The organism is Emergencia timonensis (assembly GCF_900086585.1).
GTDB classification, from domain to species: Bacteria; Bacillota; Clostridia; order Peptostreptococcales; family Anaerovoracaceae; genus Senimuribacter; species Senimuribacter timonensis.
On the sequence record NZ_FLKM01000008.1, the window covers coordinates 904059 to 929769 of the forward strand.

A 25711-nucleotide genomic window follows, 5' to 3' on the forward strand; every position below is an offset into this window, starting at 1 on the left:
TTATATTTCTCTGCCTTGCAGTTAAACATTAAAATAGCATTTAGGTGCAATAATAACAGATGCCAGGAGCCTTGCTCAGCTATAAATGAACGAAGGAGGTAGAGAAAATGAAAAAGATATATGGTTATATAAGAGTATCGACCAAAGATCAAAATGAAGATCGACAAAAGATTGCTTTGGCGCAGTTTCCGGTACCGTCAGAAAACATTTTTATGGATAAGCTCAGCGGAAAAGATTTTAATAGACCACAGTACAAGAGATTGGTGAAAAAACTGCGAAAGGGGGATATGCTGGTGATAAAATCCATCGATCGGCTAGGGCGAAATTATGAAGAAATATTAAATCAGTGGCGAATCATCACGAAAGAGAAAATGGCCGACGTGGTCGTGCTGGACATGCCGTTATTGGATACCAGACAGACTGGCAGAAATTTGACTGGCACTTTTGTAGCTGATTTGGTTTTGCAGATTTTATCTTACGTGGCCCAGACAGAGCGTGAGAACATCAAGCAGCGTCAGATGGAGGGCATTGCGGCGGCGAAGATGCGCGGCGTTCGCTTTGGAAGGCCGAGAAAAAATGTGCCTGGCGATTTCTACAGTATTAAATTAGAATGGGAGGACAAGAAAGTTTCATCGAGAGAGGCAGCCAGACGGTTGGGCGTGTCGCAGGATACTTTCCTTCGCTGGGTTCATGGGAGATAGTGTTTTGCAGGAAAAAGTAGGAAATTTCGTTCCTGTATTATATAGACAAAAATCGATAGAAACTTACATAATTCTTACTGCAATTTATTATAAACCACCTGAATGAAAAAGTCTGCTTTATCGTTCAGAATTTCCTCAGGAGGTGAACCGGATGAAAGGAACCATGCACAAATCAGGTCTGCTCGAATATATTGCAGAGAAAGCCGGCTGCGGCTATCTCTCTGACCTGCACAGCAAAAAAAGATCTTATCTGATCTATAAAGTCATAGCAGAGATTGCGCCTTCTGATTATGATTTAAAAGAGTGGCAGGATGCAGTGCGGTATATTACGGCCCAAATGGTTTCTTTTGAAGACAGCGGCCAAGCGGCAGAATATTTGTTGCATCACTTAAAAGCTTGACAACAAGACAGCGTCCTCACGATAACGAATGATAAGTTCGATATTGTGAGGTTTTTTTTATGTATCAACTTGCGTTCCCAATCATAACGTGCTAACATAATATACAGCGTGCTGTATATTATGGCGCAAAAGGAGGTCTTAACATGAACCACTCTTTTTTGAAATCAAAATGGAGTATTTTTATAGTAACGAGTATGGCAAATCTTGGCGTATCCTTTGCCATAAACAGCTTGAATCTTGCGCTGCCACTCATTCGAGAGGAATTTGGCGTCAGCCAGTCTGATGTCAGTTGGCTGGCGCTGGTCTATTCTCTGCTGCCCAGCTGTATGCTGCTGTTGTTTGGAAGGCTGGCGGATATCTGTGGGTATCGGAGACAATACATCTTTGGCTTTGGTTTTTTTACTGTCGTTTCCATGCTGGCGCCAATGCTGTCTTTTAACCTGCAGACTTTAATTGTCTTTCGGGCGCTGCAGGGCATCGGCTACAGTATTCTGATTTCCATCACCCAGGCTACAATTTTTAAAACCTTTCCGGAAAATGAACGAGGAAAGGCGCTGGGTATCAATTCTGTCTTTGTCTCCGTCGGTTTTGCAGCGGGGCCGACCATCGGCGGCGTGCTGCTGAATTTTTTTACCTGGCACGCCATTTTCTACTTCTGTGCGATTTTCAGTGTCCTCGGTCTGATCGGAACGCTGCTGGCTATGGAAGATGATACTACGGAGAAAGAAGGTCGGCCTAAGATGGACGCACTGGGCGGTCTGTTCTTTATGATTTTTATCGGTGCGCTGTCCGTAGGCATTAACTTTGTCGACGATTGGGGACTGTCATGGAGGATCGTCTTTTTGTTTGCCATTTCAGCAGCGGGACTAATTCTCTTCCTCCTGCGCGAAAGACATGCGGAGCATCCGCTTTTGCCGCTGACAATCTTTCGCAATCGGACATTTACCTTGGCAAACTGTACCTGTATGCTGTCCTACCTGACTCAGCAGCTGACCACATATCTGTATCCTTTCTTTCTGGCAGACGTTATGATGATGTCTGCTTATCATTCCGGGCTGGTCATGCTGACGGCGCCGGTGACGATGATGATTTTTTCGCCAGTGGGCGGGGATCTTTCTGATAAAAAAGGTACGAAGCTGCCAGCCGTATTAGGATTGTCTCTCATTATTTTCAGTTGTTTAGGAACCGCCTTTTTCCATCAGGGGCAAAATCTGTTTTACGTGATTGCAGTACTGGCCTCTATGGGCGCGGGAAATGGGCTCAGTGTGTCGGCCATCAACAGCTCTATATTGGGGTCAGTGGACACCAGCATGTCGGGAGCAGCATCAGGAACCTTGGCTACCATGAGAAATATTGGAAATACCCTTGGTATAGCGATTGGAAGTGTGATGCTGACCATGAGAGAAGTACATTATCGTTCCGCGGGATTGTCTGAGGTCAGCGGGTATTTGAAAGCGCAGCGGGATATTTTTCTCTTCGGCGCTTTGACAGCAGTTGCTGCCATCTGCCTGATTTTGCTCATTCACGATAAAAAGAAAAAGCAGAAGGTTACCCTTTCTGCTTCACAATGTTAGCCAGTGCGAGATCTAAAAGATGTTCAAACTGTTCTTTTTCATCGGCACTCATACCGGAGAGAATCTTTGCTCCAGTATGGGTGCCGTTTTGTTTTACTTGCGTGATTAAATCATTCCCCAGATCGGTCAGATGAACAACACTGCAGCGTCCGTCTTTTGTTGAGGGGGTCATGGAAAGCGCCTCTTTTTCGCATAGACGTTTCACGATACCGCTGGCCGTCTGATGTGTAATGCTGAGATAATTGCTCAAGTTCCGTATGGACGAGCCGGGATTTTCGACGAAATAAATCAAAGCGTCTGCCTGCTCTGCCGTCAAATTAATATTGCGCAGATTGTCGTTTCTATTGGCGATAATTGTTTTCCCTAATGTTAGTATTTTCCTTGCAAAGAGATACTCTGTGTTCATGACCTTCACTGCCCTTTCTTATTTTATCTCCACTGTCGTTGTAAATTCGATGTCTGGCAGAAGCTCAAAGTAAAAGTCCGTATACCTTTGTGCCAGAGCGTGAATGCAGTCGTTCTGTATGATTTTAAAACGGGAGATGGAGATTTCGTCTCGATCAAAGGTGATATAGACGCTGATCCATAGTTTTCGACCAGTCCTAACTATGTCATAATACAACTTTTCGTAGCCGTAATTGTACAAAATAGGCTCCACGGTTTCCTTTATATCCTCTACGGTTTCCTCTTCTGGCGGAATGAGGAACAGGTCCCGCAGTCCGGTAACGACGGCTTTGATTGGCGCCGGTATCATGAAAATTGAGAGTACTACGGTGATAATCTGGTCAAGATAAGGAATGACGGCGTCGAACCACTGTGCTGTGACGATGATCGGCAGGAAGAAGGCGATGGTCATCCCCATAGATACAATACTGTCTATCTGCCAGCCGCGCATTTCCATCGCCACTAATGGTGAATTGACTACCTTATTTTTGTTTTTTAAATAGATGAAAACGGCTACCCCCAAGATTGAGGCCGCCAGTTCAAAATAGGCGACAGTATGAAAGGATACCGATCTTCCGCCGTGAAACATGATTTCAATGTTATTGGCAATCAAACCTAAGGTAACGGCCGTCATCGTGACGCCTTTGACCACGACGAACATGGACTCTATTTGCAGATAACCGAAGGGATGTTTTTCGTTAGATGGTTTGTATAAGAGTGGAATCAGAAAGATGGACGGGAGCAGCATAATAAATTCCACGGCATCGTAAACCGCATCCAGCAAAACTGCCTGGGAACTGGTATAGATAGCCATAATCAGTTCGATTATGACAAAAAACAAATTTCCGTACAGTGAAACGGTCATGGCGGATTTTTCCTTTTTCTGCGTTTTTTTCCCTACGTGCATAGTCTCTCCTCCTTTCTGTTGGTAATCCCATTGCTCTATAATACGCTATTTCAAAGGATTTGACAAGAAAGGGAAAGTAAACCTTGGGTTTACTGCTTCTAAACAGAAACTGAAAATGTCAACTGCTGGTTGACTTTTTTAACTAAAGTCAACTTGCTCCCCATTGTTATTTTCGAACCGGAAGGCTACAATAACATTAGGAGGTAGGGGATATGAAAGAAATAAACATTGCACAGACAATTATTGATAAGCGAAAGGAGAAGGGGATTACCCAAGAAGATTTGGCAGAGTATATCGGTGTATCGAAAGCTTCTGTATCAAAGTGGGAAACTGGACAGAGTTATCCGGATATTACACTTTTACCGCAGCTGGCAGCTTTTTTTAATATCAGCATCGATGAGCTGATGGACTACTCTCCCCAACTGACGGGACCGGATATTAAAAAACTGTACCACAAGTTGTCGAAGGACTTCAGTGAAAAACCTTTTGAAGAGGTCTACAGAGAGTATGAGGCACTGCTAAAAAAATATTACTCCTGCTTTCCGTTCCTATTGCAGATGTGTGTTCTGCTTGTCAATCATTATATGCTGGCAGAAGGGAAGGTGCGTCAGGAGGAGCTTTTAGAGAAGAGCATCGAACTCTGCCTGCGCATTAAACGGGAGAATGACGATATGAGCATGGCAACACAAGCTAACCAGCTGCACGGAATCTGTCTTTTGATGCTGAACAGACCTGCAGAGGTGGTGGATCTGCTGGAAACCGATGAGCGTTATCTTACAAGCTCTCACAGCGGTATTTTGGCAAATGCTTATTTGGCGATGGGAAAAAAGGAGAGAGCGGAAGAAGTACTGCAGGGAGATATCTACAGTCATCTGATGACCATAATTAATGAAATTCCCATGCTGCTTAGCACTAGTATGAATCAGCCGCAGAAAGCAGAACAGATCATTGAGCGGATGTTTTCTATGATTGAGCTGTTCAATATAGAGAGATTGAATTTTAATGCGGTATTGATTCTTTGCCTGGCTGCAGGTGAAACTTATATCACCTTAGGCCAGCCGGAAAAGGCCATGGAGTATCTGAGGAAGTATACCGATATCTGCTGCAATTTGCAGATGCCCATGAGAATTCGCGGTGATGATTTCTTTGACCACATCGACGCTACCTTGAACAAATTGGAGATTGGAAGTGAGGCGCCCAGAGATGAGAGTCTGATTCGCGAAAGCATGTTCTGTGCGCTGAGGGAAAATCCAGCCTTCTCACAGCTGGCAGAATTACCGGAATTTCAATATTTATTAAAGCGATTAGAGAGATATAGGGGGGAAGAAAAATGAACTTACAGACAGAATACTTACCATTCTTAATACCAGTGATTATTATTGAACTTGCACTGATGATTACAGCGCTGATTCACGTCGTCAGACACGATCACTACAAATTTGGCAATAAACCGATTTGGATTATCGTAGTTGTATTGATTCAGATCATCGGCCCTATCGTATACTTTGTATTTGGAAGGAGCGATGAGGAATGAACGCATTAGAGATACGAAACTTACAGAAAAGTTTTGGCTCCCATGTGGTCTTAGATAACCTTACCATGACAGTACGAGAAGGAGAGGTCTTTGGTTTCATCGGACAGAACGGCGCAGGCAAGACGACGACGATGAAAGCTATTTTAGGATTATTACAGGCTGACGGTGGAGAAATAGAAATCTTTGGAAAAAGAGTACATTACGGACAGACCGCAACGAACAAGATGATCGGTTACCTGCCGGATGTCCCGGCGTTCTATAGTTATATGCGCCCTGGCGAATATTTGAAACTGTGCGGAGAAATCTGCGGGATGAGTCAAGGCGAAACGAAAGTGAAAAGCCAGGAACTTTTGGAGATGGTCGGTTTGACGGAGAGTGTCAAGAAAAAAATTGGTGGATTTTCAAGAGGCATGAAGCAGAGGTTAGGTCTGGCCCAGGCATTGTTGGCAGAACCCAGACTGCTGATCTGCGATGAACCGACCAGCGCGCTGGACCCGGCGGGAAGAAAAGAAATCCTTGACATCATGAGACAGGTAAAGGGCAGGACTACGGTGGTTTTCTCCACGCATGTACTATCTGATGTGGAACGAATCTGTGACACAGTAGCAGTCCTTCATAAAGGGAAGATTGCCCTGTCAGGCCCCCTTTCGGAGATCAAAGCAAAACATAGGGCGGATACGCTGCAGATCGAATTTACTGATCCGGCAGAGATTTTACAGCTGCAGTCAAAGCTCGGCAGTTCTTTAAAAGCAGAAGCCGACGGCTGTATTCTAAATATCAAGACAGCGAATTTGAAGCAGACGGAAGCGGAAGTACTTGCGATTTTATCCGCGCAGAATTTGATGCCTGTCAGGCTGGAAATTACAGAGCCAACTTTGGAGAACTTGTTTATGGAGGTGATAAAATGACGGGCTATGGAGCATTTGTGAAGAAAGAATTCATGGAGTTTTATCGTTCACATAAGTTGTTGATCATATTGGCGGTATTTCTGCTTTTGGGGATGATGAACCCTCTCACTGCGAAGATTACACCGCAGCTTGTAGAAAACTTCATGCCTGAAGGAATGATCGTCAATTTGGGCGAACCTACTGCATTTGATTCCTGGATGCAGTTTTACAAGAATGTGCCGCAGCTGGGTTTGGTCGTTTTGGTCATTCTGTTCAGCGGTATGATGAGCCAGGAGTATTCCAAAGGAACGCTGATTAATATGCTGACAAAAGGTCTTGCCCGCAGGTCCGTGATTCTTTCTAAGCTTACGGTGGCACTGGTCATGTGGACTGCGGCTTACGTTATTTGCACAGGCATATCCTGGGCGTATACCGCTTACTTTTGGAAAGGAGAGATTCTGCACGATCTCTTTTCCGCGGCAGTACTGGTCTGGATTTACGGAATCCTCCTTCTTGCCGTAGGCCTTTTCGGCAGCGTGTTGTGTAAGAATGCCTATGGAAACCTGTTGATTACAGGGGGCTTTGTCGGAGTGCAGTTCTTATTGAACATCATACCAGATGCTATCAAATACAATCCGCTGGCCCTTGTGTCAAGAAATATGGAATTGATCGAAGGCAGCTTGAAGTTTGAAGAACTTCTCTTCCCGATCGCTGTCTCGGCAGGATTGGCAATCGCTTTTGTAATCGCTGCTTGCGCAGTATTCAATAGAAAGACACTTTGACACATTATTGAAAACAGATCATTAGAATCTCCAGATCCTCTTGCGCAGAGCTGGGGATTCTTTTAATGTAAGGGCGGACGCAGACATGCTGATAAAATTGTGATATACTAACTTCATGGAGGAAGAGCGATGGAACTTTGGGATGTTTATAATGAAGAAAGAATCAGGACTGGCAGAACCATGGTCAGAGGAAGGCAGATGAAGCCAGGCGATTATCATCTGATCGTGCATATTGCCATAATCAATTCACAAGGGCAAATGCTGATACAGCGGCGTCAGCTGACAAAGAAAGGCTGGGCAGGAAAATGGGATATTTCTGTTGGCGGCTGCGCAATGAAAGGTGAAAGCAGTAAACAGGCTGCGCAAAGGGAACTGCAGGAGGAATTAGGCATCGACCTCTGCTTCGAAGAAAAAAGGGCGGCCTTTACCATCAACTTTAAAGAAGGCTTTGATGACATCTATATCTTCAATGGCGACTACGATTTGAGCGAGCTATCTTTACAGGAAAACGAGGTTCTGGCTGTGAAGTGGGTCAAGAGTGACGAAATCATGGATATGATTGACAGGGACGAGTTTGTTCCCTATCCGAAAAGTTATATTCGGTTAATCTTCGATACTGCCAGCAGACCGGTGTATTTATAAGATATTCGCTGTCTGTGGGGAATACAAAGAAAGATTCCTATGTTAAGATCATTTTAACGAGGGAAGGAGGCAGTATTATGGATCAGAAACGAATTGGACGTTTTATCGCACAGCTGAGGAAAGAGGCGGCAATGACGCAAGAAGAATTGGGTTCGGCCATCGGCGTCACAAACAAAACCATATCGCGATGGGAAAATGGGAACTATATGCCTGATATCGTGCTGATGAAAGAATTATGTGACGTCTTCCAGATTAATATCAATGAACTGCTCAGTGGAGAACGGCTCAGCAATGAGAATTTTCGTCAGAAGGCAGAAGAAAATATCATACTATCATTCGACCAAATAAAAAATGTACGAAAGGAAAAGTGCATCAGTGATCTTTTCTGCGGAGCAGGAACGGGCATTCTGGTATCCACTTTGTATGCGCCAGACGGTACACGAAAATTAATCGTCGGGATCGCTGCTCTGGCGATGATTGGCATCGGCTGGTACTTTCGCTCAAAATATCACAAATTTATCGGTCTCTGATTCATTTAGGAACATTTGGGGGTATCAATACTTTGAGAAATATCTTACAAGGGAATGAGAATCATGAAAAAAGAATTAAGCTATTTTAGAATTGGTAAGTGCTTTGGGGGCAATCAGGACTGGTTCCGCGACCCTATGATGAGGTTGGGCGGGTGCGCCGCAGCGACGGCCTGCGATTTGTGCGTTTACCTAGCTCTGTACCAGAATAAAAAACACCTTTGTCCATATGAGGCAGGGACATTAGATAAGAAACAATATATTGGGTTTTCAAAAATTATGAAACCTTATTTAAAGCCGCGCAGAGAAGGCGTCAATCGGTTGGAACTATATATAGACGGTTTTGGACAATATTTGAAGGATCGGGAAGAAAATAGCGTGGCGTTGTCGGGCTTTGACGGCGCTGCACCGCTGAAAGAGGCGGCAGCTGTTATCAAAGGACAGATTGACAGGGGGATGCCGGTACCCTACTTGTTACTCAAACACAAGGATCCGCTTCTCAAGGATTTCGTCTGGCACTGGTTTTTATTGGTAGGTTACGAGGACTTTGAGGATACGTTTATGGTTAAAACTGTCACCTACGGTGAATACCAGTGGATGGATTTTAAAAATTTGTGGAACACTGGGTATCCAGAGAAAGGCGGCCTCATCATTGTGGAAGCGCGCCCTTGGGATTCTGCCAGGCAAATCGCCTGGAGGGAATTTGGCGCAGAATATTATAAGAAATGAAAAGATTTTAATATGAACAGCCACAGTGTCAGCGTAAAAGCGCTGAAAAAGGTGGTCAGCATGACGGTGCTGCTGGTTAGGGTGCCGTCATGCCCCATGTTTTTGGCCATAACGTAACAACTGACGGTGGACGGCGAACCGCACATAATCAAAGCGGCTACGAGCTTATCCTCCCGGAATCCTAAGGCAACGGCTACAGGCACAAAGAGGCAGACCAGTCCGGCCAGCTTGATAAATGTGCTGAGACCGGCAGTTTTAATGCTGGATAACGCTTTTTTGATATCAAAGGAGGCGCCCATGGCCATCAATCCCAACGGCGTAGCGATTCTGGCTACATTTTCTACGGTTTTATCGATAATCGACGGAACCGGAATCTGTATCAGCGACCAGATCAGTCCTGCTAGAATTCCCAAAATAATGGGGTTTGTGATGATGCCCTTTCCTGTTTTGAGAAAGAGCTTCTTGTCCAGGGGTTCCCGTTCCGGCTTGAAAAAAGCTAGAACAATAACCGCCAGGATGTTGTAAAGCGGAACGGAACCGATAATCATCAAAGGCGTCATACCGGCGTTGCCGTAGATATTCTCTACCAAGGTGATACCTAAAATTGCTGCACTGCTGCGATAGGCTACTTGAATGAATTCACCCTGCACGGACTTGTCTTTCAGGATATAGGAGACGGCGGTTACAATAACGATACTTCCGGCAGTGGTCAGAAAACAGTAAAGCACGTATTTCGTATCCCATACCTGATAAAAGTCCTCTTGATACAGATCTTTAAAGACCAGGACGGGTAAAGCAATTTTGAAGACGAAAGCGTTCATTTTTTTTACGAAATTTTCGTCAAAGAGTTTGAATTTCATAAATATCATTCCCAAAATCATCAGCAAAAAGACCGGGATGGTAGCGTTGAGACAGAAGATCAAGTTTTCTAACATGGCCATATCCTTTCAATCATAGGGTAATTATGATACATTTTACTCCTATCAAAGGGAATTGTAAATTGATAACCAGAGAGTAACTAAAACTAAAATTAAAAATTTTCCATTAATACTTTACTGCTCCTTGAACACAATAATTAGTGTGAGGAGGGATGAAAAAATGGCTAAAAATAATCAGAAGAACAACCAGAAGAACAATCAGCAGAACAATAACAATCAGAACAACCAGAACAATAACAACCAGAACAACCAGCAGAAAAACAACAATAACAACAAGAGCGAGTATTAATTACGGCAGAAGCAAAAAGAGTCGGGCTGATACCAGTCTTATCGGTAAGAGCGGTTTCATTCCGCTCTTTTTGTTTAGAAAAAGCCCGAAAAAGTGGCATTTCGGTTTGCCATCGGAGCAGATTTATTGTATAATATTATGAAATGTGACTCCAGTCCATTTAAGGAGGAAATGCGAAGAATGAATGCGATAGGCCAATTTGGCAGATTCATAACTGAATATCAGAATCCCATACAAATTGTCCTGATTATCATTGTCCTGGCGGGAGCAATTTATGCGGCAGTAAAAGCCGTGGCTCACGGCAGAGAAAAAAAGGACATCCTATCACAGATCAACGAAACGGTTACAGAAATCAACACAGCAGTAAATAATCTAAATGAGCAAAAAGCAGATGTCATATACATAGACAACCGGGTACCAGGACAGGCCCCATATCAATCCAGTTCAGAAGTACAGAAAGAGCATATTGTAAAGGATACGCCACAAAGTGACGATGGCAACAGGGATGCAGAAAAGCCATGTGAAAAGACGGAAAAAGTTACTGATGAAGTTTGTCCGCAGATGCCGGCAGATGAGCCTGATGATGCGGAGGAAACTCGAGAGGAACCAGGACAGGCACCTGATGAGGAAACCTCAGCAGAGGATTTAAGTTGCGAAGAAGACGCATACTTTCCAAAGAAATATTTCAGTCGTGACTGTGCTGTTTCAAAAAATGGCAAAACCTATACCATAGAAGAATTGAACGAGCAGATTAAAGAATAGAATTTGGGTAGGAGGCAGTTATGTATTGTAAAAATTGTGGAAAACTACTAGAAGAGGGAGATAAGTTTTGCAGCGGTTGCGGAACGAAGGTAGAGGAAACGGCCTTTGCCCAACCTAAGCCAGTTTCAGAGGGATGTAAGGACCCTGCAGACGATAAACCGAAGAAGAGAATTCACATTGAAGAATTTAATTGGGATCTGGACGGTTATCCGACCAGCCAGACAAAGAAGACAGAAGAGATAGACTTTAATTGGGCCTCAGTGCTGGAGGAAAAACAGCGCAGAGCTTATGGACAGGCATTGTCCGGCAAACCAGCAGAGTCAATTGCCCCTGATGAAAAAGTGCCAGAGGAAAAGTCTTTGGAAGACGAAATCTTTGGAGACTTACAAAAACAAGGGCATGATGAGAAGACGAAGGTCTTTGGAAATACAGAGAAATCTGGAAGAATTGATAAATTTTATACATTTAACAAGAAAAATGAGGCTTTTCAGGCTCTATTAGATGAGGAATATGAAAGAATCAAAAATGGAGAAGAACCGCTGGCTGACGAAAAGCTGGCCTTTGCCAGAAGAGACAGCGTTTCTAAAGAAGCAGTCTTAGACCGAATTTTGGAAAAGACAGATGGAGAGCTTCCCGTATCGCAGAAAGAGGAGGTTCACCAGCCGCCATCAAATTTGATCGGCGTCACTTGGGCACAGACGCCAGATTGTGTAATTACTGCAGAAGCAGCATCTTTGGCAGGTTTAGATAAAAAGAGAGTGACAGAAGAAGCGCCGCCTGCAGATGTTGAAGCTTCCTGTCCCCCCAGCGAAGAAGAATCGAAAGCGCAGCCAGACCCAGGGCGCAAGCTTACTTTTGACGACGTTTTTGGCCCTGATGACAGGGATCCTGATGAGAAACCAAAGAAAAAGAGGAAAGCGCTGAAGGTAATCGCAATTATTCTATGCATTTTAGTCGTTTTAGAACTGGCGGCAATCGGCATTCAGCATTTTGCACCTGACTCTGCGGCAGGAAAAATGGTGAACCGGGGATTTCAATACGTGCTGGATTTATTTGGCGGTGATGATGAGAAAGAGAAGGAGAGAGACAAAATTGGCGGAAACCATGATATTTCTGCTACTGAAGCCTTGATTAAGGCCAACGAAGGGAAGAACAAGAACGTGGCTGAAATCACAGAGGACCCGGAGCTGCTATTTTCAGACAACAAGGATTACGGATATGAAGACTTCGGAAATTCCTATACCTTTGCCGATTCGCCGTGGTATACTGCTAAAGACGGCACTTCTGTCACCTACGGCAACGAGATTATTGGAACAATCATACAGTATTACTCTTCCTGGGTAGACATTGCGAACGGCAAGAATAAAAAGGTTTTTAACTTCATAGATGAGACTTCAGAGTTTTATACAGAGATAGAATCCATAGAGCCAAAGACAGACGTTCAATACGGCATCGACAAACTGGCCATTGGAGAGATTCGGGCAAATGGATCCGGCTTTTATGTGCTGACGGATATCACAAAGGTGTCAAGTGATCAGAAAAAAGATACAGTAGAACATCACATCGTGTATTTGGAACCAGAAAAAGAGACGATGAAAATCATTGAGATTAAAAGAATTTAGGAGGACGATTCATTGGAAAAAAAGAGCTCAAACGGGCAGCGAAAATTAAGTGTAATTGTTATGTTTATCATCATAATAGTGGCATTGTTTCTATTATTGATAAACTTCATTACCGACTGGCTGTGGTTTAAGGAGATGGGATATGTAAGCGTATTCTTCAAGCAGTTGTTTACTGAACTGAAGGTAGGCGTGCCAATCTTCATCGTTTTGACAGTCATAGTCAATGTCTATCTAAAAAGATTGAAAAAGAATTATTTTGCGAAGATTGCTTCAAATGAAGCGACAGATATGAAAAAGCTGAACCTGCAGACCAATCTCATTTCATTGGGATTTGGCCTGGTCTCCGCTTTTTATGCAATTTCAAACCTTTGGTTTGAGATTCTGCAGTACGCAAACAGTACAGATTTTAATGTCAAAGATCCGCTGTTCCATTTGGATATCTCGTTTTATATCTTTAAACTGGATTTCCTAAAACAGTTAAACGAGATGCTGATCGGCGCAGTGCTGCTGATCATAGTGGTGACGGTGATATACTATGCCATTTTGATGACGGTTCATACGCCAAACATATTTGAAGAAGAGGCAGAGCCGATTAATGACGACGAAAGATATGCCGGAAGCAGCAATCCATTTGAAGGCATGGGCGGCGACAATCCTTTTGGCAAGGCCTTTGAAGCCTTTGGCAAGAAAATGCAGCGTGAACCGAAACCGAAGCGGCATGTCGATGACAGCAACTTCAAACAGCTGATGCACATCGCATCAGGACAGCTATCCTTTTTGGGTGTCGTCTTTTTCATCATGATTGCACTGAACTTTTTCTTAAAGCAGTTCGATCTGCTTCATGCACATACAGGCGCTGTTTATGGAGCTGGTTTTACTGACGTAAACGTCACATTATGGGTTTACAGAGCCTTAGTTGTGTTAGCCCTGTTTGGCGCAGTTACCGTAGTGCATCATATTAGAAAAAAACAATTTAAGAAAATATTTACCGTTCCTGTCATTATGATCGTCGTAGGTGTGGTAGGCATCGGAGCAAGCTATTTGGTACAGAACTTTGTCGTTTCTCCGGATGAAATTAATAAGGAAGACAAATATCTCGAGAGAAATATCGAATATACCCAGTATGCATATGAGCTTGACGACGTATCTGTCAAGTCCTTTGCAGCAGATAACAAACTGACCAGCGAAGACATCAATGCCAATACAGAGACTGTCAGAAATATTAGAATTAACGATTATGAGCCGGTCAACACCTTCTACAACCAGACGCAGAGTATCAGACAGTACTACAAATTTAACGACGTCGATGTAGACCGTTATATGGTCAACGGAAAATATACCCAGACCTACATGTCCATGAGAGAAATTGATGAAGAAAAAATCAATGATACCTGGCTCAACCGACACCTGAAGTATACCCATGGGTATGGTGTAACCTTATCCCGTGTTGACGCCGTAACGGCCAGCGGCCAGCCGGATGTCATGATTAAAAACATTCCGCCTGAATCAAAGGTGAACGAGATTCAGATTGAACGGCCAGAGATTTACTTCGGCGAGTTGTCGAAGGACTATATCCTGGTAAACACCAGTGAAGACGAATTTGACTACCCATCCGGAGACTCCAACAAGTACACTCAGTACCAAGGCAAGGCTGGTATTGAGATGAACCTCCTCAACAGAGTGATGTTCGCTATCAGAGAACGAAGCCTTAAAATTTTGGTTTCGTCTAATATCAAGAGTGATTCCAAGATCATCATCAACAGAAACGTCATGGAGAGAGTCAATAAGATCATGCCTTACTTGAGCTACGAAAGTGATCCTTACTCGGTAGTGGCTGACGGCAAGCTTTACTGGATGCTGGACGCATATACCACTAGCTCTTATTATCCGTACTCTGAGCCGTATGACGGCAAGGTGGGCGGTACCAACTATATCCGAAATTCTGTAAAAGTTGTAGTTGACGCCTACAATGGCGACGTGAACTTTTACGTTGTAGACGAAAACGATCCGATGGCAAAGACCTATCAGAAGATTTATCCGCAGCTGTTTAAGTCCGTGGATAAAATGCCGGATAGTCTGAAAGCCCATATCAGATATCCGAATACCTTATTTGAAATTCAGGCTGGCGTTTACAGCCGTTACCACATGGAAGACGTCAAGGTATTCTACCAGAACGAGGACGTTTGGGATATCGCTAACGAGATTTACGGCAAAGACGAAAAGAGAATGGATCCGAACTACTATATCGTTAAGCTTCCAGGCGAAGACAACGCTGAGTTTATTAACTCCATCCCTTACACGCCAAAATCGAAGCAGAACATGACGGCGTTAATGGTAGCGCGAAACGATGGAAATCATTACGGTGAACTAGTCGTATATCGATTCCCAAAGAGCAAGACCGTCTACGGCCCGATGCAGATTGAGGCGCAGATCAACCAGAATACGGAGATTTCAGGAGACTTCACCCTTTGGAGTTCCAGAGGATCTTCATATAAGAGGGGGAACCTCTTCGTAATCCCGATTGAATCCTCTCTGCTCTACGTAGAACCGGTTTATCTGGAAGCTTCCAATTCGGCAATTCCAGAAGTCAAGAGAGTTATCGTAGCATATGACGATAAGATTGCTTACGAACCGACTTTAGGTGAAGCGCTAGAATCTTTATTTGGAGAAGACGCCAACGGCGGCAGCTCTGCCAGCACTGGCGGCGATGATAAAACCAGCGGTACGACCAGCAAATCTGACTGGATTAAGAAAGCTTCACAGGCTTATGATAATGCACAGAATGCATTGAAGAGCGGCGATTGGGCAAAATATGGGCAGTATATGGAAGAATTGGAGAATGCCCTTAATAAATTGAGCTAGAAGTGAATATGTTTTAATGAATTGGGACATTCAGATTGAATGTCCCAAAACCAATATATAATGAAATGAAAAGGAGGACGAATATGCTGGACTATGATTTAGACAAGATGCTGTTCAGAATACCCGCAGAGAAACACTCTGCAAAGGAGATTACAGAAATTTTAGAGGATCATCCAGAAGTCCAATTCGTTTCCCTGGTTGGAATCGACATCGGCGGCCACGATACCGACGAAAAGATTCCGGTAAAGTTATTCTTAGAAGATATAGACAAAGTGCTGACAAACGGTGTTCAGACAGACGGCTCCAGCGTTGCCCTGCCATTGATAGCAGAGTTGAACAATGCGAAAGTTGATATCATCCCTGACCTGGGTGTGCATTGGTATGTAGACTATAACTTCCGGAACAGGGGATATAAGACTGGACTTCCAATTGGAACGCTGAGAATTCCATCCTTCCTCGTCCATAACGAGGACTTTGAGGTTGGATCAAGGGTCATTCTCAGAGATGCCCTCCGCCATTTTAAAGAGGAACTGATGAGAGAACTGAAAGCACATCCTTATGTGTTCCAGTATATCAAAGGTGTTGACAGTGTTGATGACATTGAGGAATTGGCAATTACCAGCGCTACTGAACTGGAATTCTGGGTCAAGACGCCGGATGACAAGGGCGACAGAGAACAGCTCTTTACTGCACAGGTCTTGAAGGAGCAGTACTGGAAGAGAACCTACGGCGAAGTGAGAACTGCCTTGGAGGAAACACTGATGTTTCTCGATAAATACGGTTTCCAGGTGGAGATGGGACATAAAGAGGTCGGCGGCGTCAAAGCCAGGATGGGCAACAGCGGCCACTACGATCACGTTATGGAGCAGCTGGAAATTGACTGGAAATATGCGGATGCCATTCAGGCGGCGGACAATGAAAACCAGGTTAAGTATGTGGTAAGAGATATCTTCACCAAACACGGACTGGATGTGACTTTTATGGCAAAGCCATTTGAAGGTGTTGCCGGAAGCGGCGAGCATACCCATCTGGGCCTGGCGGCAAAGCTGAAAAACGGCAAGACTGTCAGTCTGTTTGCACCTGACGACTTTAACAAAGATTTCATGAACCCTCTTGGGTATGGCGCCCTCATGGGTGTCCTCAAGAATTATGAGGTGATCAACCCATTTGTAAGTTCCACCAACGATGCCTTTAACAGGCTCAAGCCGGGTTACGAAGCGCCAGTCTGTATCGTCACTTCTCTGGGAAGAGCCGTCGATGAGCCTTCAAGAAACAGAACCGTATTAGTCGGCCTGATCAGAGACTCCAAGAATCCCATGTCCACTAGATTTGAGCTGCGGGCGCCGAACCCGAAGAGCAACACCTATTTGGTCATCGCTGCTTCATATCTGGCTATTCTTGATGGAATCAAAGCAGTACTGGCAGCGGGCAAAGGCCCGTCAGAACTGGAGAAATCACTGTCAAAGAAATACGGCGACGAGGATTTCTATTTGGAAAGAGACAGGGAATACAGAAGTGAAGACGACGTCTTCGAGGATTTCACTGAGGAAGAAAGAAATAAGCTCTTCGGGCAGGCGCCGAGTACCGTATGGCAGAATCTGACCGCCTTTGACAGATACCCTGAGAAACTGAATATCTTCAAGGAAGGCGATGTGATGCCCGAAATTGTCTTGGAATCCTACAGAGAACAGACACTGTCTCAGTGGCGGACAGAGCTGCACGACCGTATCATTCCGCAGACGATGGATTTTATCAGAGGCTGCAAGAAGGTACACAGTGATGACGATTTCTCAGACTATGACATTAAAAACTGGCTGGAGATTGACAAAATCAGACATCAGATTGCTAAGGATACGATTACAGAAAAGTGCCTGCTGACTAGAGCTAAGGACGCTTTGGACCACAGCCGCTATGACGAGGCATCGGATCTGCAGTTGGAAATTCAGAAGAAAGTCAATGAACTGGCAGCGTTATATATTACATACAAGAAGAATTTATTATAAACAGAGGAGTTAAAAAATGTTAGACATTAAACGAATCAGAGAAGACTTTGAAGGCGTGAAGGAACGCGTTGCATTCAGAGGAAAAGGCGATTTCGGCATAGATAATGTAAAAAAATATGACGAAGAGAGAAGGGCGCTACTGGCAGATGTAGAAGCCATGAAGAACAGACAGAATACTGTATCGAGAGAAATTCCGAAGATGAAAAAAGAAGGCCAGGATACTACTGCAATCATGGCTGAAATGAAAGAACTGTCAGGCAAGATCAAAGAGATGGACGGCAGACTTTCCGAGATAGAAGAGAATTTAAAGATCGCCCTTCTTAACGTGCCGAATACGCCTTACAAAGACGTGCAGTACGGTGAAGACGACGCTTCCAATGTGGAGATGAGAAAATTTGAAGAGCCTACGAAATTTGATTTTGAACCGAAGGCGCACTGGGATATCGGAGAGAATCTCGATATCCTGGACTTCGAAAGAGCTGCAAAGATTTCGGGCACCAGATTTACCGTATATAAAGGTCTGGGTGCGAGATTAGAGAGAGCTGTAATCTCTTTCATGCTGGATCTGCACACCATCGACCAGGATTATACAGAAATCCTGCCTCCGTTTATGGTCAACAGAGCGGCTATGACTGGAACCGGTCAGCTTCCAAAGTTTGAGGAAGATATGTTCTACGTACCGCAGAAGGATTTTTTCCTGATTCCGACAGCAGAAGTACCAGTGACCAACCTGCGCGGAAATGAAATCATGGAAGAAGCAGAACTGCCGGTGTACTACACCGCTTACACCCCTTGCTTCAGAGCAGAGGCGGGATCTGCCGGCAGGGATACGAGAGGGCTGATTAGGCAGCACCAGTTCAACAAGGTGGAACTGGTCAAGTTTGTAGAACCGGAGACCTCCTACGATGAGCTGGAAAAACTCACTGCTGATGCTGAGGAAGTGCTGAAGATTTTGAACATCCCGTATAGAGTGGTCAGACTCAGCTCCGGAGACTTGGGTTTTTCTTCGGCGATGACCTACGATATCGAAGTTTGGATGCCAAGCTATGGCAGATACGTGGAGATTTCTTCCTGCAGTAACTTTGAAGATTTCCAGGCCAGAAGAGCTAACATCAGATTCAGAAGAGGCAAAGAAAAACCTGAGTTTGTACACACCTTAAACGGATCTGGTCTGGCGGTGGGTCGAACTGTTGCGGCTATTTTAGAAAATTACCAGCAGGCTGACGGCAGTGTGGTGATACCAGAAGCCTTAAGAAAATATATGGGAGTTGACAAGATTACAAAGTAATCTTGGAGTCGAAGAAACATGTTTAAGATACCAAAATATATCGAACCGGATTTTACACAGGAAAAGTTTGTAAAGGCGCCAGACGTGGTTCTGGCGGCCGCGCCGGTGGATAAGGCGGCGCCAGCAGGCTTTCACGCCACCTCCATCTATCCGGAATATTTTAAGATCGGAGGCAGATGGCTGCTGGCAGAAGACAGCCGCATGGACTGTGTTCCCGTCTATGAAGCAGGAAAGATCTTTGTCCGGGAGTTTCGCAATGTAAAGAAGGGCGACAGGGTCGTTCTGGGACGTACTGAAAATTGCGAAGACGGCATTTACGTTCACGCAGACTGTTTCGAAAAGGAGGCGCGCGGTCAGGCTGGCGCTTTTGCCTTCCGCCAGAGCCGGAGCCGGGAAACCGGATTTAGTTACGATTATAAGCAACTGATACAGCTGCTCAAACACGAGAGAGAACACGACGGTTATATCCTCTGGGTCCTGGGCCCGGCCTGCTCTTTTGACGCACAGGCCAGAGAGTGCTTTGCCAGCTTGGTAGAGAACGGTTATGTAAGCGCGCTGCTGGCTGGAAACGCTCTCGCTACCCATGATCTTGAGGGCGGTTATCTGGGTACAGCCTTGGGTATGGATATCCGTACCCAGGAGTCCTATCCTAACGGGCACTACAATCATCTGGATGCCATCAACAGAATCAACACCTATGGTTCAATTCCGGCATTTATCGAAGGAGAGAACATCAAAGACGGCATCATTCGCGCTTGCGTAGAGAATAATGTGCCTTTTGTTCTCAACGGATCCATCCGTGACGACGGACCATTGCCGGAGGTATATGAGCACACTTACGATGGACAGGACACCATTCGTTCTCACGTGAGAAAAGCTACGACCGTCATCGGCATGGCCACGGTACTACACACCATTGCCACGGGGAATATGACGCCGACTTACAGAGTGCTTTCTGATGGCACGATCAGACCGGTATACTTTTATATGGTTGACACCTCGGAATTCGCCGCCAACAAGCTGGGTGACCGCGGAAGCCTGTCGGCAAAGGGCATTGTGACTAATGTACAGGACTTTATGATGAACGTTTGCAAAGGACTTGGATTGTAATCCAGGTCCTTTGCTGAAAGGGATAGATTTTATGATTACAGCGCTAGGGAAAGCAATCAACAAAATATTCAACAGGCTGACGATTACGGTAGCTTTAATCCTGGTACAGCTGGGATGGTTTGCAGTCCTGCTCTTTAAATTGGCTGACTACGCCAGCTGGATTTCTGTTCTCTTTACCGTCCTGGCAGCGCTGATGGCGCTGTTCGTCATTTGGAGAGACGATAATCCTGCATACAAGATGGGCTGGATACTTCTGATCTGCCTGATGCCTATTTTGGGGGCCGCCATGTACGCCTTTTTTGGCAATAAACGTCCTGCGAAATCCTTGAAGTGGAGAATCGATCCCCAGGAGGCTCTGCACAGGGACGACTTAAAGCAGGAAGAAGATCTGGGGGAAATCATGAACACCAGACTGCTGGACACGGTCAATTACATAGCGCAGAAGGGACCCTATCCGGCATGGACGGATACGAAGAGCAAATATTATGCGGTGGGAGACGAGGTCTATCCGGACATTTTGGCAGATTTAAAAAAGGCGGAGCACTTTATCTTCATGGAGTACTTTATCATTGCAGAGGGGAAGATGTGGGACGGCATCTTTGCAATTTTAAAAGAAAAGGCGGCGGCTGGAGTGGACGTGCGTATTACATTTGACGATGTGGGCAGCATCAATAAGACGCCGAAACGGTTTATCAGCAGTTTGGCGCAGCACGGGATCAAAGTGCTGCCATTTAATCCGCTTACACCCATTGCATCTTTGATCTACAACAATCGGGATCACCGGAAGATTTTAGTTATCGACGGTTATATCGGCTATTCCGGCGGGTTTAATATCGCTGACGAATATATTAATGAAGTCGTCCGCTTCGGCCATTGGAAGGATACCGGCATCCGCCTGGAGGGTCATGCCGTCTGGAACTTTACAGTCATGTTCCTCAATATGTGGAACGCCTTCAAGAAGACGGAAGAGGATTATGAAACGTTCAGGCCGCACATCTGCCACCCTGAAGAATTCGGCAGTGACGGTATCATTCAGCCTTACTCTGATTCTCCTCTGGATGACGAGAACATGGGTGAAAACGTCTATCTGGAGATTCTCAGCCAAGCCGAGGATTACGTCTATATTTTCACTCCTTACCTGATTATCGATAACGAGATGCAGACGGCCTTGTCTTTGGCCGCCAAAAGAGGAGTGGATGTCAGAATCGTTACGCCGGCCATTCCTGATAAGAAAATGGTCTTCCGCTTGACCAGATCCTATTACAGGCCGCTGATTAAAGCTGGGGTCCGAATATACGAATACACGCCAGGTTTTATTCATGCTAAAAGCTATCTCAGCGATGACAGAATCGGCGTTGTGGGCACCATCAATATGGACTATCGCAGCCTGTTTTTACATTTTGAATGCGGTACTTTGATGATCGGCTGTGAAGCACTCTACGACCTGAAAAGGGATTGTGTAAATACCTTTTCTCTCTCTAAGGAAATTCACCACGAGGATTGCAGACGGGGCTTTTTCGGCGTCCTCTTTGACGGCGTGCTCCGCGTACTGAGCCCGTTACTGTGATCTTAAATTCAGATGGTTAAAACGTGCCGCATGATATTCTTTAAGGGGGAATTATGAACAAAGTAGACAAGTTTTATGAGGTAAAGAATCTGCTGCAGTGCCCGATTTGCGGCAAAAAAGTCAGATTTCACGCCGGCGGTTTGGTCTGCAAGCGAGAACACCGCTTTGACATTTCGACCAAAGGTTATGTCAACCTGCTGCAGAGCAGTAAACCGCTGAAGGGTTATGATCTGGGCTTTTTTGAAAGCCGTCAGCGTTTTTTTCAGGCAGGCTACTACGATCATATTGCAGAGGCTGTCATTTCTGCGGTATTGTCTCACCATCCTCTGGAGGTGGTTTTGGACGCAGGCTGCGGAGAAGGATTTTATTCCAGAGCCTTGTGTCAGCGGACTGAGGCCCAGGTACTGGCCTTTGATATCGCATCTGACGCTGTCAAAGTAGCAGCAAGAAGTCCTGCGCTCGTCAAATGGCTGGTAGCGGATATCACCCATATTCCAGTTAAGGATGGTCTCGTCGATTGTATTTTAGATGTCTTTACCCCGGCAAATTATGGAGAGTTTGGCAGAGTCCTCAAAGAGGATGGCATTGTCGTCAAAGTAGTTCCTGGCGATCATCATCTGAAAGAGCTGCGAGAAGCGGCCCGCAATCAGATCAGAAAGAAGGAATATGCAAATGATGAAGTCCTCGATTATTTCGCGGATCATTTTGAAGTAGTAAGTTCAGTAACAGCCACGAAGACAATGACCATTGCAGCTGATGACTTGAAGGATTTGATTCAGATGACGCCTTTGCTCTTTGATGTGGATAAGGCAGCCGTCGACATCAGCAAAATCCGGGAGATTACCGTAGAAGGCGAAGTGCTGGTGGGCCGGAGGAAATAAGTGACTTGTCTGCGGTTAAGGTAAAAAAGATATTTGTGAGAAAGCGGAGCAAAAGGTCAGAGTTAACCTTTTGCTCCGCTCTTTTGATTAGAAAAGTAAGGTTCACTTTTCGTCGGTGCCTTTGCTGCAGAGGAAAAATACCCGCAGGCAAAGTCGTGAAATTTCTTCATAGCAGGAGTAAAGACCAGGTTTTTGCGCCAGACCAGTCCCAAAATTCTTTTCTTCTTCGGTCTTGTAATGGCAAGGGCCGTTACCTGATCAGACTCCACACTTTCGGCCGAAGTCCTTGTAGTGATGGAGACGCCGTAATTCTCGACGACCATCTGGTCGCGCAAGGTATAGTCGCATTCCATGATGCTGTCCGGGACAAACCCTGCGGCCTCGCAGATAGTAGAGATAAACTGCTGCAAGTTGGTGCTTTTGCTCAAGTTGATAAAAGGCTCAGCTCTGCATTCTGACAAATCAACTGACCTTTTGCCAGCCAGGGGATGGGATTTGTTGACCAGCAGCACCATGTCGTCTTCATAGAGAACTTTGCTTGTTAGGTTTTCGTTGTCTAAACCGTTGAGAGCGCCCAGATAGATATCGATAGTCCCATTCAGCAGCGCTTTGATGTGGTTGCTGCCTTCCATGGAGTAACGGTCCATTTTGATCGACGGGTGGGCCTCGCTGAAACCGCGCAGCAGATCTTTCCAGATATAGGGACTGAGAATCCCCAGAGCCAAGTGGCGGTCGTCATTTCCCTTCAGTGTAGAAAGCGTCCGCTGGCCGTTTTCCAGAGCAGTAAAAATCTGTTCCACGTAGGGAAGATAAGCCGCGCCGTAAGGAGATATTTTGATATTGCGGCCCTGCCTGATGAAAAGAGGCACGCCCAACTCGTTTTCTAGCTTCTTGATGGTGGAGCTGAGGGAAGGCTGGGAGATATGCAAGGCGGCAGCCGTCTTTGAGACGTGTTCAGTCCGCGCCAGCATCAAAAAGTACTTCAGTTGCAGCAATTCCATAAAAACCTCCAAAAGATAGATTTGCGTTTATGTATATATAATTGATTATATCTTGGACTGCATAAAAAAACAATGATATCTTTAGTGTACGACAAACTGCAAGCCAGCCAGAGGCTGGACAGTTTCAGCATAAATTCTGCCAGGCAGATTACCTTCGGTTCTTTGGACAGAACGTCATAGTAAACTATTATCGTAAGAAAGGAAGGCGTCATGAAGAATAGATCCATTCGCATCGGTGTAGATGTAGGCGGCACCAATACGGACATCTGCGCCATCGATGAATACAGCGGGGAACTGATGGTGTACAAACTGCCGTCCTCTCTCCACGATCAGTCAGATGCTGTGGTTGCTGGCATCAAAGTCGTTGCAGAGCAGCATCGGTTTGACGGCAGTGAAGTCAGTCGTTTCATGCATGGGACGACGGTAGCTACCAATGCGATCCTGGAGGGACGGGGAGCAAAAACCGCATTGATTACTACAGGGGGATTTCGTGATTTGCTGGAAATCGGCAGACAGAAACGACCCGACCTCTATGACCTGCAGGCAGACAAGGTCAGGACGTTGATCAATCGCAGCCTTCGCTTTGAAGTTGAGGAGCGGATGGACTACAAGGGGCAGGTGGTCAGGCCGATTGATCGGTGTGCAGTCAGGGAACTGCTGGAAAAAATCAAAGACAGCGGCGCAGAATCCGTTGCCGTCATGCTCCTCAACGCATACCTGAATCCGGAAAACGAAAGGCTGCTCAGAGAAGAGATTGAGGAGGCGCTGCCAGAGGTGTTCCTGACCATCTCCAGTGATCTCTCCAAACAGTTCCGCGAGTACGAGCGGCTCTGCGGAACAGTGCTCAACTCCTTTGTCGGACCGGAAGTAAAAAAATACATGAACAACCTGAAGGAAACTCTCGGGAAAATCGGTATTCAGAACGCCTACATCAATCATTCTAACGGCGGACTCATGTCCATCGCCGAGTCCATGCAGTTTCCGATCAAAACGGGCTTATCAGGGCCTGCGGCCGGCGTGGTGGGAGCGCAGTATATTACCGCGCTCATCGGAGAAGAAGATCTGATTACTATCGACATCGGCGGTACCAGTACGGATATCAGTCTGGTAGCAGGCGGCAGATTCGAGGCTTCAGACGAAAAAACCATCAGCGGTTATCCGGTGCGGATTCCTGCTATTGATATTTCTACCATTGGCGCTGGCGGCGGCAGCATCGGATGGATTGACAGCGGTAAGATCTTGAAAGTAGGTCCGCAGAGTGCCGGTGCAAATCCCGGCCCTGCCTGTTATGACCTGGGCGGAAGGGAAGCGACCATAACAGATGCCAGGGTGCTGCTGGGGCATCTGAATGGGGAGAGCTTGCTTGCAGGCAGGCTGCATATCAAAAAAGAAAATTCCCAGGCGGCGGTGCAGAGACTGGCGGAGCAGATAGACATGGAACTTCTGGAGACGGCAAAGGGCATCATCGCAGTGAGCAATTCTAACATTGTCAAGGAGATTAAGAATGTCACTGTGGCAAAGGGCTACAACCCGAGCGATTTCTGCCTGGTAGCCTTTGGCGGCTCCGGCCCGCTTCATGCGGCAGAACTGATGGAAGAGATGATGATTCAAAAAGCCCTGATTCCGAAGACACCGGGACTTTTGGCTGCCTATGGACTTTTGACGGAAAACATGCGCAGAGATTTTGTACAGACCAAAGTCACAGACCTGCACGGAGACAGTTTTGCTGTATTAAGGAAAGAATTCTGTATTTTGGAAACTGAGGCGGCGGCCTGGTTTGACAGTGAAGAAATCCCTGCAGAAAAACGCGCACTGGAATACTTTCTCGATATGAGATACAAAGGGCAGAATCACGAGATTCGTGTGCCTTTGGACATGAAAGAGGTCAAAGACAGCGGAGCGATTGCAGAAGCCTTTATCAAAGCTTATGAGAGACTTTATTCTTTCAGCACGGACGACATGATGCAGATTGTCAACTTCGGCTTATCTGCCGTGGGAGACATCGTCTATCCGGTGATTACAGAGGAGGAATTTGCAGGATCAGACGCATCAAATGCCATCATTGGCAGCCGTTGGGTTTATCAGGGCGACGGCGTTTTTGCCGATTATCCCCTCTACGACAGGGCAGCTTTGCGGAATGGGAACGTGGTCAAGGGACCGGCCATTGTAGAACAGATGGACAGTACGACTTTGATTCTAGTGGGGCAGAAGGCGACAGTAGATCAGTATCTAAACATGGTCATCGAGAGGGAGGCATAGAG

The 25711-nt window shown here is 45.6% G+C and carries 24 protein-coding genes; 20 read left to right on the top strand and 4 right to left on the bottom strand.

The features are described from left to right. The first annotated feature begins 107 nt into the window (after positions 1-107). The 3 genes from BN6539_RS05560 (at position 108) to BN6539_RS05570 (ending at position 2675) form a co-directional block, all read left to right on the top strand. Positions 108-701, top strand: coding sequence for a recombinase family protein (locus BN6539_RS05560; protein WP_067534906.1), 594 nt, complete (start codon positions 108-110; stop codon positions 699-701). A gap of 151 nt (positions 702-852) precedes the next feature. Then, complete coding sequence (locus BN6539_RS05565; protein WP_067534908.1) at positions 853-1101, top strand: hypothetical protein; 249 nt, start codon at positions 853-855, stop codon at positions 1099-1101. A 143-nt stretch (positions 1102-1244) separates the two neighbouring features. Beyond that, positions 1245-2675: an MFS transporter gene (locus BN6539_RS05570; RefSeq protein WP_067534910.1), complete on the top strand. Its 1431-nt coding sequence runs from the start codon at positions 1245-1247 to the stop codon at positions 2673-2675. Here BN6539_RS05570 and BN6539_RS05575 read toward each other — a convergent pair. Beyond that, a complete protein-coding gene (locus BN6539_RS05575; protein ID WP_067534912.1) occupies positions 2650-3081 on the bottom strand; it encodes a MarR family winged helix-turn-helix transcriptional regulator in 432 nt (143 codons plus the stop codon). The genes BN6539_RS05570 and BN6539_RS05575 overlap by 26 nt on opposite strands. A gap of 18 nt (positions 3082-3099) precedes the next feature. Then, the gene (locus BN6539_RS05580; RefSeq protein WP_067534915.1) at positions 3100-4026 is read right to left on the bottom strand and encodes a cation diffusion facilitator family transporter; all 927 of its coding nucleotides are present in this window, start codon (positions 4024-4026) and stop codon (positions 3100-3102) included. Positions 4027-4238: 212 nt separating this feature from the next. Here BN6539_RS05580 and BN6539_RS05585 point away from each other — a divergent pair, with 212 nt between their 5' ends. The 7 genes from BN6539_RS05585 (at position 4239) to BN6539_RS05615 (ending at position 9127) form a co-directional block, all read left to right on the top strand. Further along, the gene (locus BN6539_RS05585) at positions 4239-5360 is read left to right on the top strand and encodes a helix-turn-helix domain-containing protein (RefSeq protein WP_067534919.1); all 1122 of its coding nucleotides are present in this window, start codon (positions 4239-4241) and stop codon (positions 5358-5360) included. Beyond that, positions 5357-5560, top strand: a complete 204-nt coding sequence (locus tag BN6539_RS05590; protein WP_067534923.1) for a PLDc N-terminal domain-containing protein — start codon at positions 5357-5359, stop codon at positions 5558-5560. Before BN6539_RS05585 ends, BN6539_RS05590 begins: the two co-directional genes overlap by 4 nt. After that, on the top strand, positions 5557-6468 hold the full coding sequence (locus BN6539_RS05595) for an ABC transporter ATP-binding protein (protein ID WP_067534927.1): 912 nt from the start codon (positions 5557-5559) through the stop codon (positions 6466-6468). The genes BN6539_RS05590 and BN6539_RS05595 overlap by 4 nt, the downstream gene beginning before the upstream one ends. Continuing rightward, positions 6465-7229: an ABC transporter permease gene (locus BN6539_RS05600; RefSeq protein ID WP_067534929.1), complete on the top strand. Its 765-nt coding sequence runs from the start codon at positions 6465-6467 to the stop codon at positions 7227-7229. Before BN6539_RS05595 ends, BN6539_RS05600 begins: the two co-directional genes overlap by 4 nt. 129 nt (positions 7230-7358) lie before the next feature. Further along, complete coding sequence (locus tag BN6539_RS05605; RefSeq protein ID WP_067534933.1) at positions 7359-7871, top strand: NUDIX hydrolase; 513 nt, start codon at positions 7359-7361, stop codon at positions 7869-7871. 77 nt (positions 7872-7948) lie between these two features. Next, complete coding sequence (locus BN6539_RS05610; RefSeq protein WP_067534935.1) at positions 7949-8401, top strand: helix-turn-helix transcriptional regulator; 453 nt, start codon at positions 7949-7951, stop codon at positions 8399-8401. Positions 8402-8464: 63 nt separating this feature from the next. Next, a complete protein-coding gene (locus tag BN6539_RS05615) occupies positions 8465-9127 on the top strand; it encodes a hypothetical protein (protein WP_242869377.1) in 663 nt (220 codons plus the stop codon). Here BN6539_RS05615 and BN6539_RS05620 read toward each other — a convergent pair. Next, complete coding sequence (locus BN6539_RS05620) at positions 9115-10062, bottom strand: AEC family transporter (RefSeq protein WP_067534941.1); 948 nt, start codon at positions 10060-10062, stop codon at positions 9115-9117. The genes BN6539_RS05615 and BN6539_RS05620 overlap by 13 nt on opposite strands. Before the next feature lie 163 nt (positions 10063-10225). Here BN6539_RS05620 and BN6539_RS23095 point away from each other — a divergent pair, with 163 nt between their 5' ends. The 9 genes from BN6539_RS23095 (at position 10226) to BN6539_RS05660 (ending at position 22449) form a co-directional block, all read left to right on the top strand. Continuing rightward, positions 10226-10354: a hypothetical protein gene (locus BN6539_RS23095; RefSeq protein ID WP_264473524.1), complete on the top strand. Its 129-nt coding sequence runs from the start codon at positions 10226-10228 to the stop codon at positions 10352-10354. A 180-nt stretch (positions 10355-10534) separates the two neighbouring features. After that, the gene (locus BN6539_RS05625; RefSeq protein WP_067534943.1) at positions 10535-11116 is read left to right on the top strand and encodes a hypothetical protein; all 582 of its coding nucleotides are present in this window, start codon (positions 10535-10537) and stop codon (positions 11114-11116) included. Between the two features lie 20 nt (positions 11117-11136). Beyond that, entirely contained in the window at positions 11137-12738 is a 1602-nt protein-coding gene (locus BN6539_RS05630; RefSeq protein ID WP_067534946.1) for a zinc ribbon domain-containing protein, read from the top strand. A 12-nt stretch (positions 12739-12750) separates the two neighbouring features. Beyond that, positions 12751-15600, top strand: coding sequence for a UPF0182 family membrane protein (locus BN6539_RS05635; RefSeq protein ID WP_067534949.1), 2850 nt, complete (start codon positions 12751-12753; stop codon positions 15598-15600). An 83-nt stretch (positions 15601-15683) separates the two neighbouring features. After that, positions 15684-17603 (top strand): type I glutamate--ammonia ligase, encoded by a 1920-nt coding sequence (locus BN6539_RS05640; RefSeq protein WP_067534952.1) that lies wholly within the window; start codon positions 15684-15686, stop codon positions 17601-17603. A gap of 16 nt (positions 17604-17619) precedes the next feature. Further along, complete coding sequence (gene serS / locus BN6539_RS05645) at positions 17620-18891, top strand: serine--tRNA ligase (protein ID WP_067534954.1); 1272 nt, start codon at positions 17620-17622, stop codon at positions 18889-18891. A gap of 18 nt (positions 18892-18909) precedes the next feature. Next, on the top strand, positions 18910-20001 hold the full coding sequence (locus BN6539_RS05650; protein ID WP_067534957.1) for a putative NPN-dependent ornithine cyclodeaminase: 1092 nt from the start codon (positions 18910-18912) through the stop codon (positions 19999-20001). 31 nt (positions 20002-20032) lie between these two features. Further along, complete coding sequence (gene cls, locus BN6539_RS05655) at positions 20033-21568, top strand: cardiolipin synthase (RefSeq protein WP_067534960.1); 1536 nt, start codon at positions 20033-20035, stop codon at positions 21566-21568. A 53-nt stretch (positions 21569-21621) separates the two neighbouring features. Beyond that, complete coding sequence (locus BN6539_RS05660; protein WP_067534963.1) at positions 21622-22449, top strand: methyltransferase domain-containing protein; 828 nt, start codon at positions 21622-21624, stop codon at positions 22447-22449. Positions 22450-22511: 62 nt separating this feature from the next. Here the strand turns inward: BN6539_RS05660 and BN6539_RS05665 are convergent, their stop codons facing one another. Next, positions 22512-23450, bottom strand: a complete 939-nt coding sequence (locus BN6539_RS05665; protein ID WP_067534966.1) for a LysR family transcriptional regulator — start codon at positions 23448-23450, stop codon at positions 22512-22514. Between the two features lie 210 nt (positions 23451-23660). On the opposite strand from BN6539_RS05665, the gene BN6539_RS05670 reads away from it, so the two are divergent. Continuing rightward, positions 23661-25709 carry a hydantoinase/oxoprolinase family protein gene (locus BN6539_RS05670; protein ID WP_082907367.1) on the top strand — a complete coding sequence of 683 codons (2049 nt, stop codon included), beginning with the start codon at positions 23661-23663 and terminating at the stop codon, positions 25707-25709. Positions 25710-25711: the final 2 nt, after the last annotated feature.

What these genes read in the sequence shown, in the direction of transcription:
- BN6539_RS05605 (WP_067534933.1), top strand. Translation starts at nt 7,359, where the DNA reads ATGGAACTTTGGGATGTTTATAATGAAGAAAGAATCAGGACTGGCAGA.
- BN6539_RS05565 (WP_067534908.1), top strand. Translation starts at nt 853, where the DNA reads ATGAAAGGAACCATGCACAAATCAGGTCTGCTCGAATATATTGCAGAG.
- BN6539_RS05640 (WP_067534952.1), top strand. Translation starts at nt 15,684, where the DNA reads ATGCTGGACTATGATTTAGACAAGATGCTGTTCAGAATACCCGCAGAG.
- BN6539_RS05600 (WP_067534929.1), top strand. Translation starts at nt 6,465, where the DNA reads ATGACGGGCTATGGAGCATTTGTGAAGAAAGAATTCATGGAGTTTTAT.
- BN6539_RS05570 (WP_067534910.1), top strand. Translation starts at nt 1,245, where the DNA reads ATGAACCACTCTTTTTTGAAATCAAAATGGAGTATTTTTATAGTAACG.
- BN6539_RS05630 (WP_067534946.1), top strand. Translation starts at nt 11,137, where the DNA reads ATGTATTGTAAAAATTGTGGAAAACTACTAGAAGAGGGAGATAAGTTT.
- BN6539_RS05590 (WP_067534923.1), top strand. Translation starts at nt 5,357, where the DNA reads ATGAACTTACAGACAGAATACTTACCATTCTTAATACCAGTGATTATT.
- BN6539_RS05615 (WP_242869377.1), top strand. Translation starts at nt 8,465, where the DNA reads ATGAAAAAAGAATTAAGCTATTTTAGAATTGGTAAGTGCTTTGGGGGC.
- BN6539_RS05650 (WP_067534957.1), top strand. Translation starts at nt 18,910, where the DNA reads ATGTTTAAGATACCAAAATATATCGAACCGGATTTTACACAGGAAAAG.
- BN6539_RS05660 (WP_067534963.1), top strand. Translation starts at nt 21,622, where the DNA reads ATGAACAAAGTAGACAAGTTTTATGAGGTAAAGAATCTGCTGCAGTGC.
- BN6539_RS05575 (WP_067534912.1), bottom strand. Translation starts at nt 3,081, where the DNA reads ATGAACACAGAGTATCTCTTTGCAAGGAAAATACTAACATTAGGGAAA.
- BN6539_RS05585 (WP_067534919.1), top strand. Translation starts at nt 4,239, where the DNA reads ATGAAAGAAATAAACATTGCACAGACAATTATTGATAAGCGAAAGGAG.
- serS (WP_067534954.1), top strand. Translation starts at nt 17,620, where the DNA reads ATGTTAGACATTAAACGAATCAGAGAAGACTTTGAAGGCGTGAAGGAA.
- cls (WP_067534960.1), top strand. Translation starts at nt 20,033, where the DNA reads ATGATTACAGCGCTAGGGAAAGCAATCAACAAAATATTCAACAGGCTG.
- BN6539_RS05560 (WP_067534906.1), top strand. Translation starts at nt 108, where the DNA reads ATGAAAAAGATATATGGTTATATAAGAGTATCGACCAAAGATCAAAAT.
- BN6539_RS23095 (WP_264473524.1), top strand. Translation starts at nt 10,226, where the DNA reads ATGGCTAAAAATAATCAGAAGAACAACCAGAAGAACAATCAGCAGAAC.
- BN6539_RS05620 (WP_067534941.1), bottom strand. Translation starts at nt 10,062, where the DNA reads ATGTTAGAAAACTTGATCTTCTGTCTCAACGCTACCATCCCGGTCTTT.
- BN6539_RS05580 (WP_067534915.1), bottom strand. Translation starts at nt 4,026, where the DNA reads ATGCACGTAGGGAAAAAAACGCAGAAAAAGGAAAAATCCGCCATGACC.
- BN6539_RS05595 (WP_067534927.1), top strand. Translation starts at nt 5,557, where the DNA reads ATGAACGCATTAGAGATACGAAACTTACAGAAAAGTTTTGGCTCCCAT.
- BN6539_RS05670 (WP_082907367.1), top strand. Translation starts at nt 23,661, where the DNA reads ATGAAGAATAGATCCATTCGCATCGGTGTAGATGTAGGCGGCACCAAT.
- BN6539_RS05625 (WP_067534943.1), top strand. Translation starts at nt 10,535, where the DNA reads ATGAATGCGATAGGCCAATTTGGCAGATTCATAACTGAATATCAGAAT.
- BN6539_RS05610 (WP_067534935.1), top strand. Translation starts at nt 7,949, where the DNA reads ATGGATCAGAAACGAATTGGACGTTTTATCGCACAGCTGAGGAAAGAG.
- BN6539_RS05665 (WP_067534966.1), bottom strand. Translation starts at nt 23,450, where the DNA reads ATGGAATTGCTGCAACTGAAGTACTTTTTGATGCTGGCGCGGACTGAA.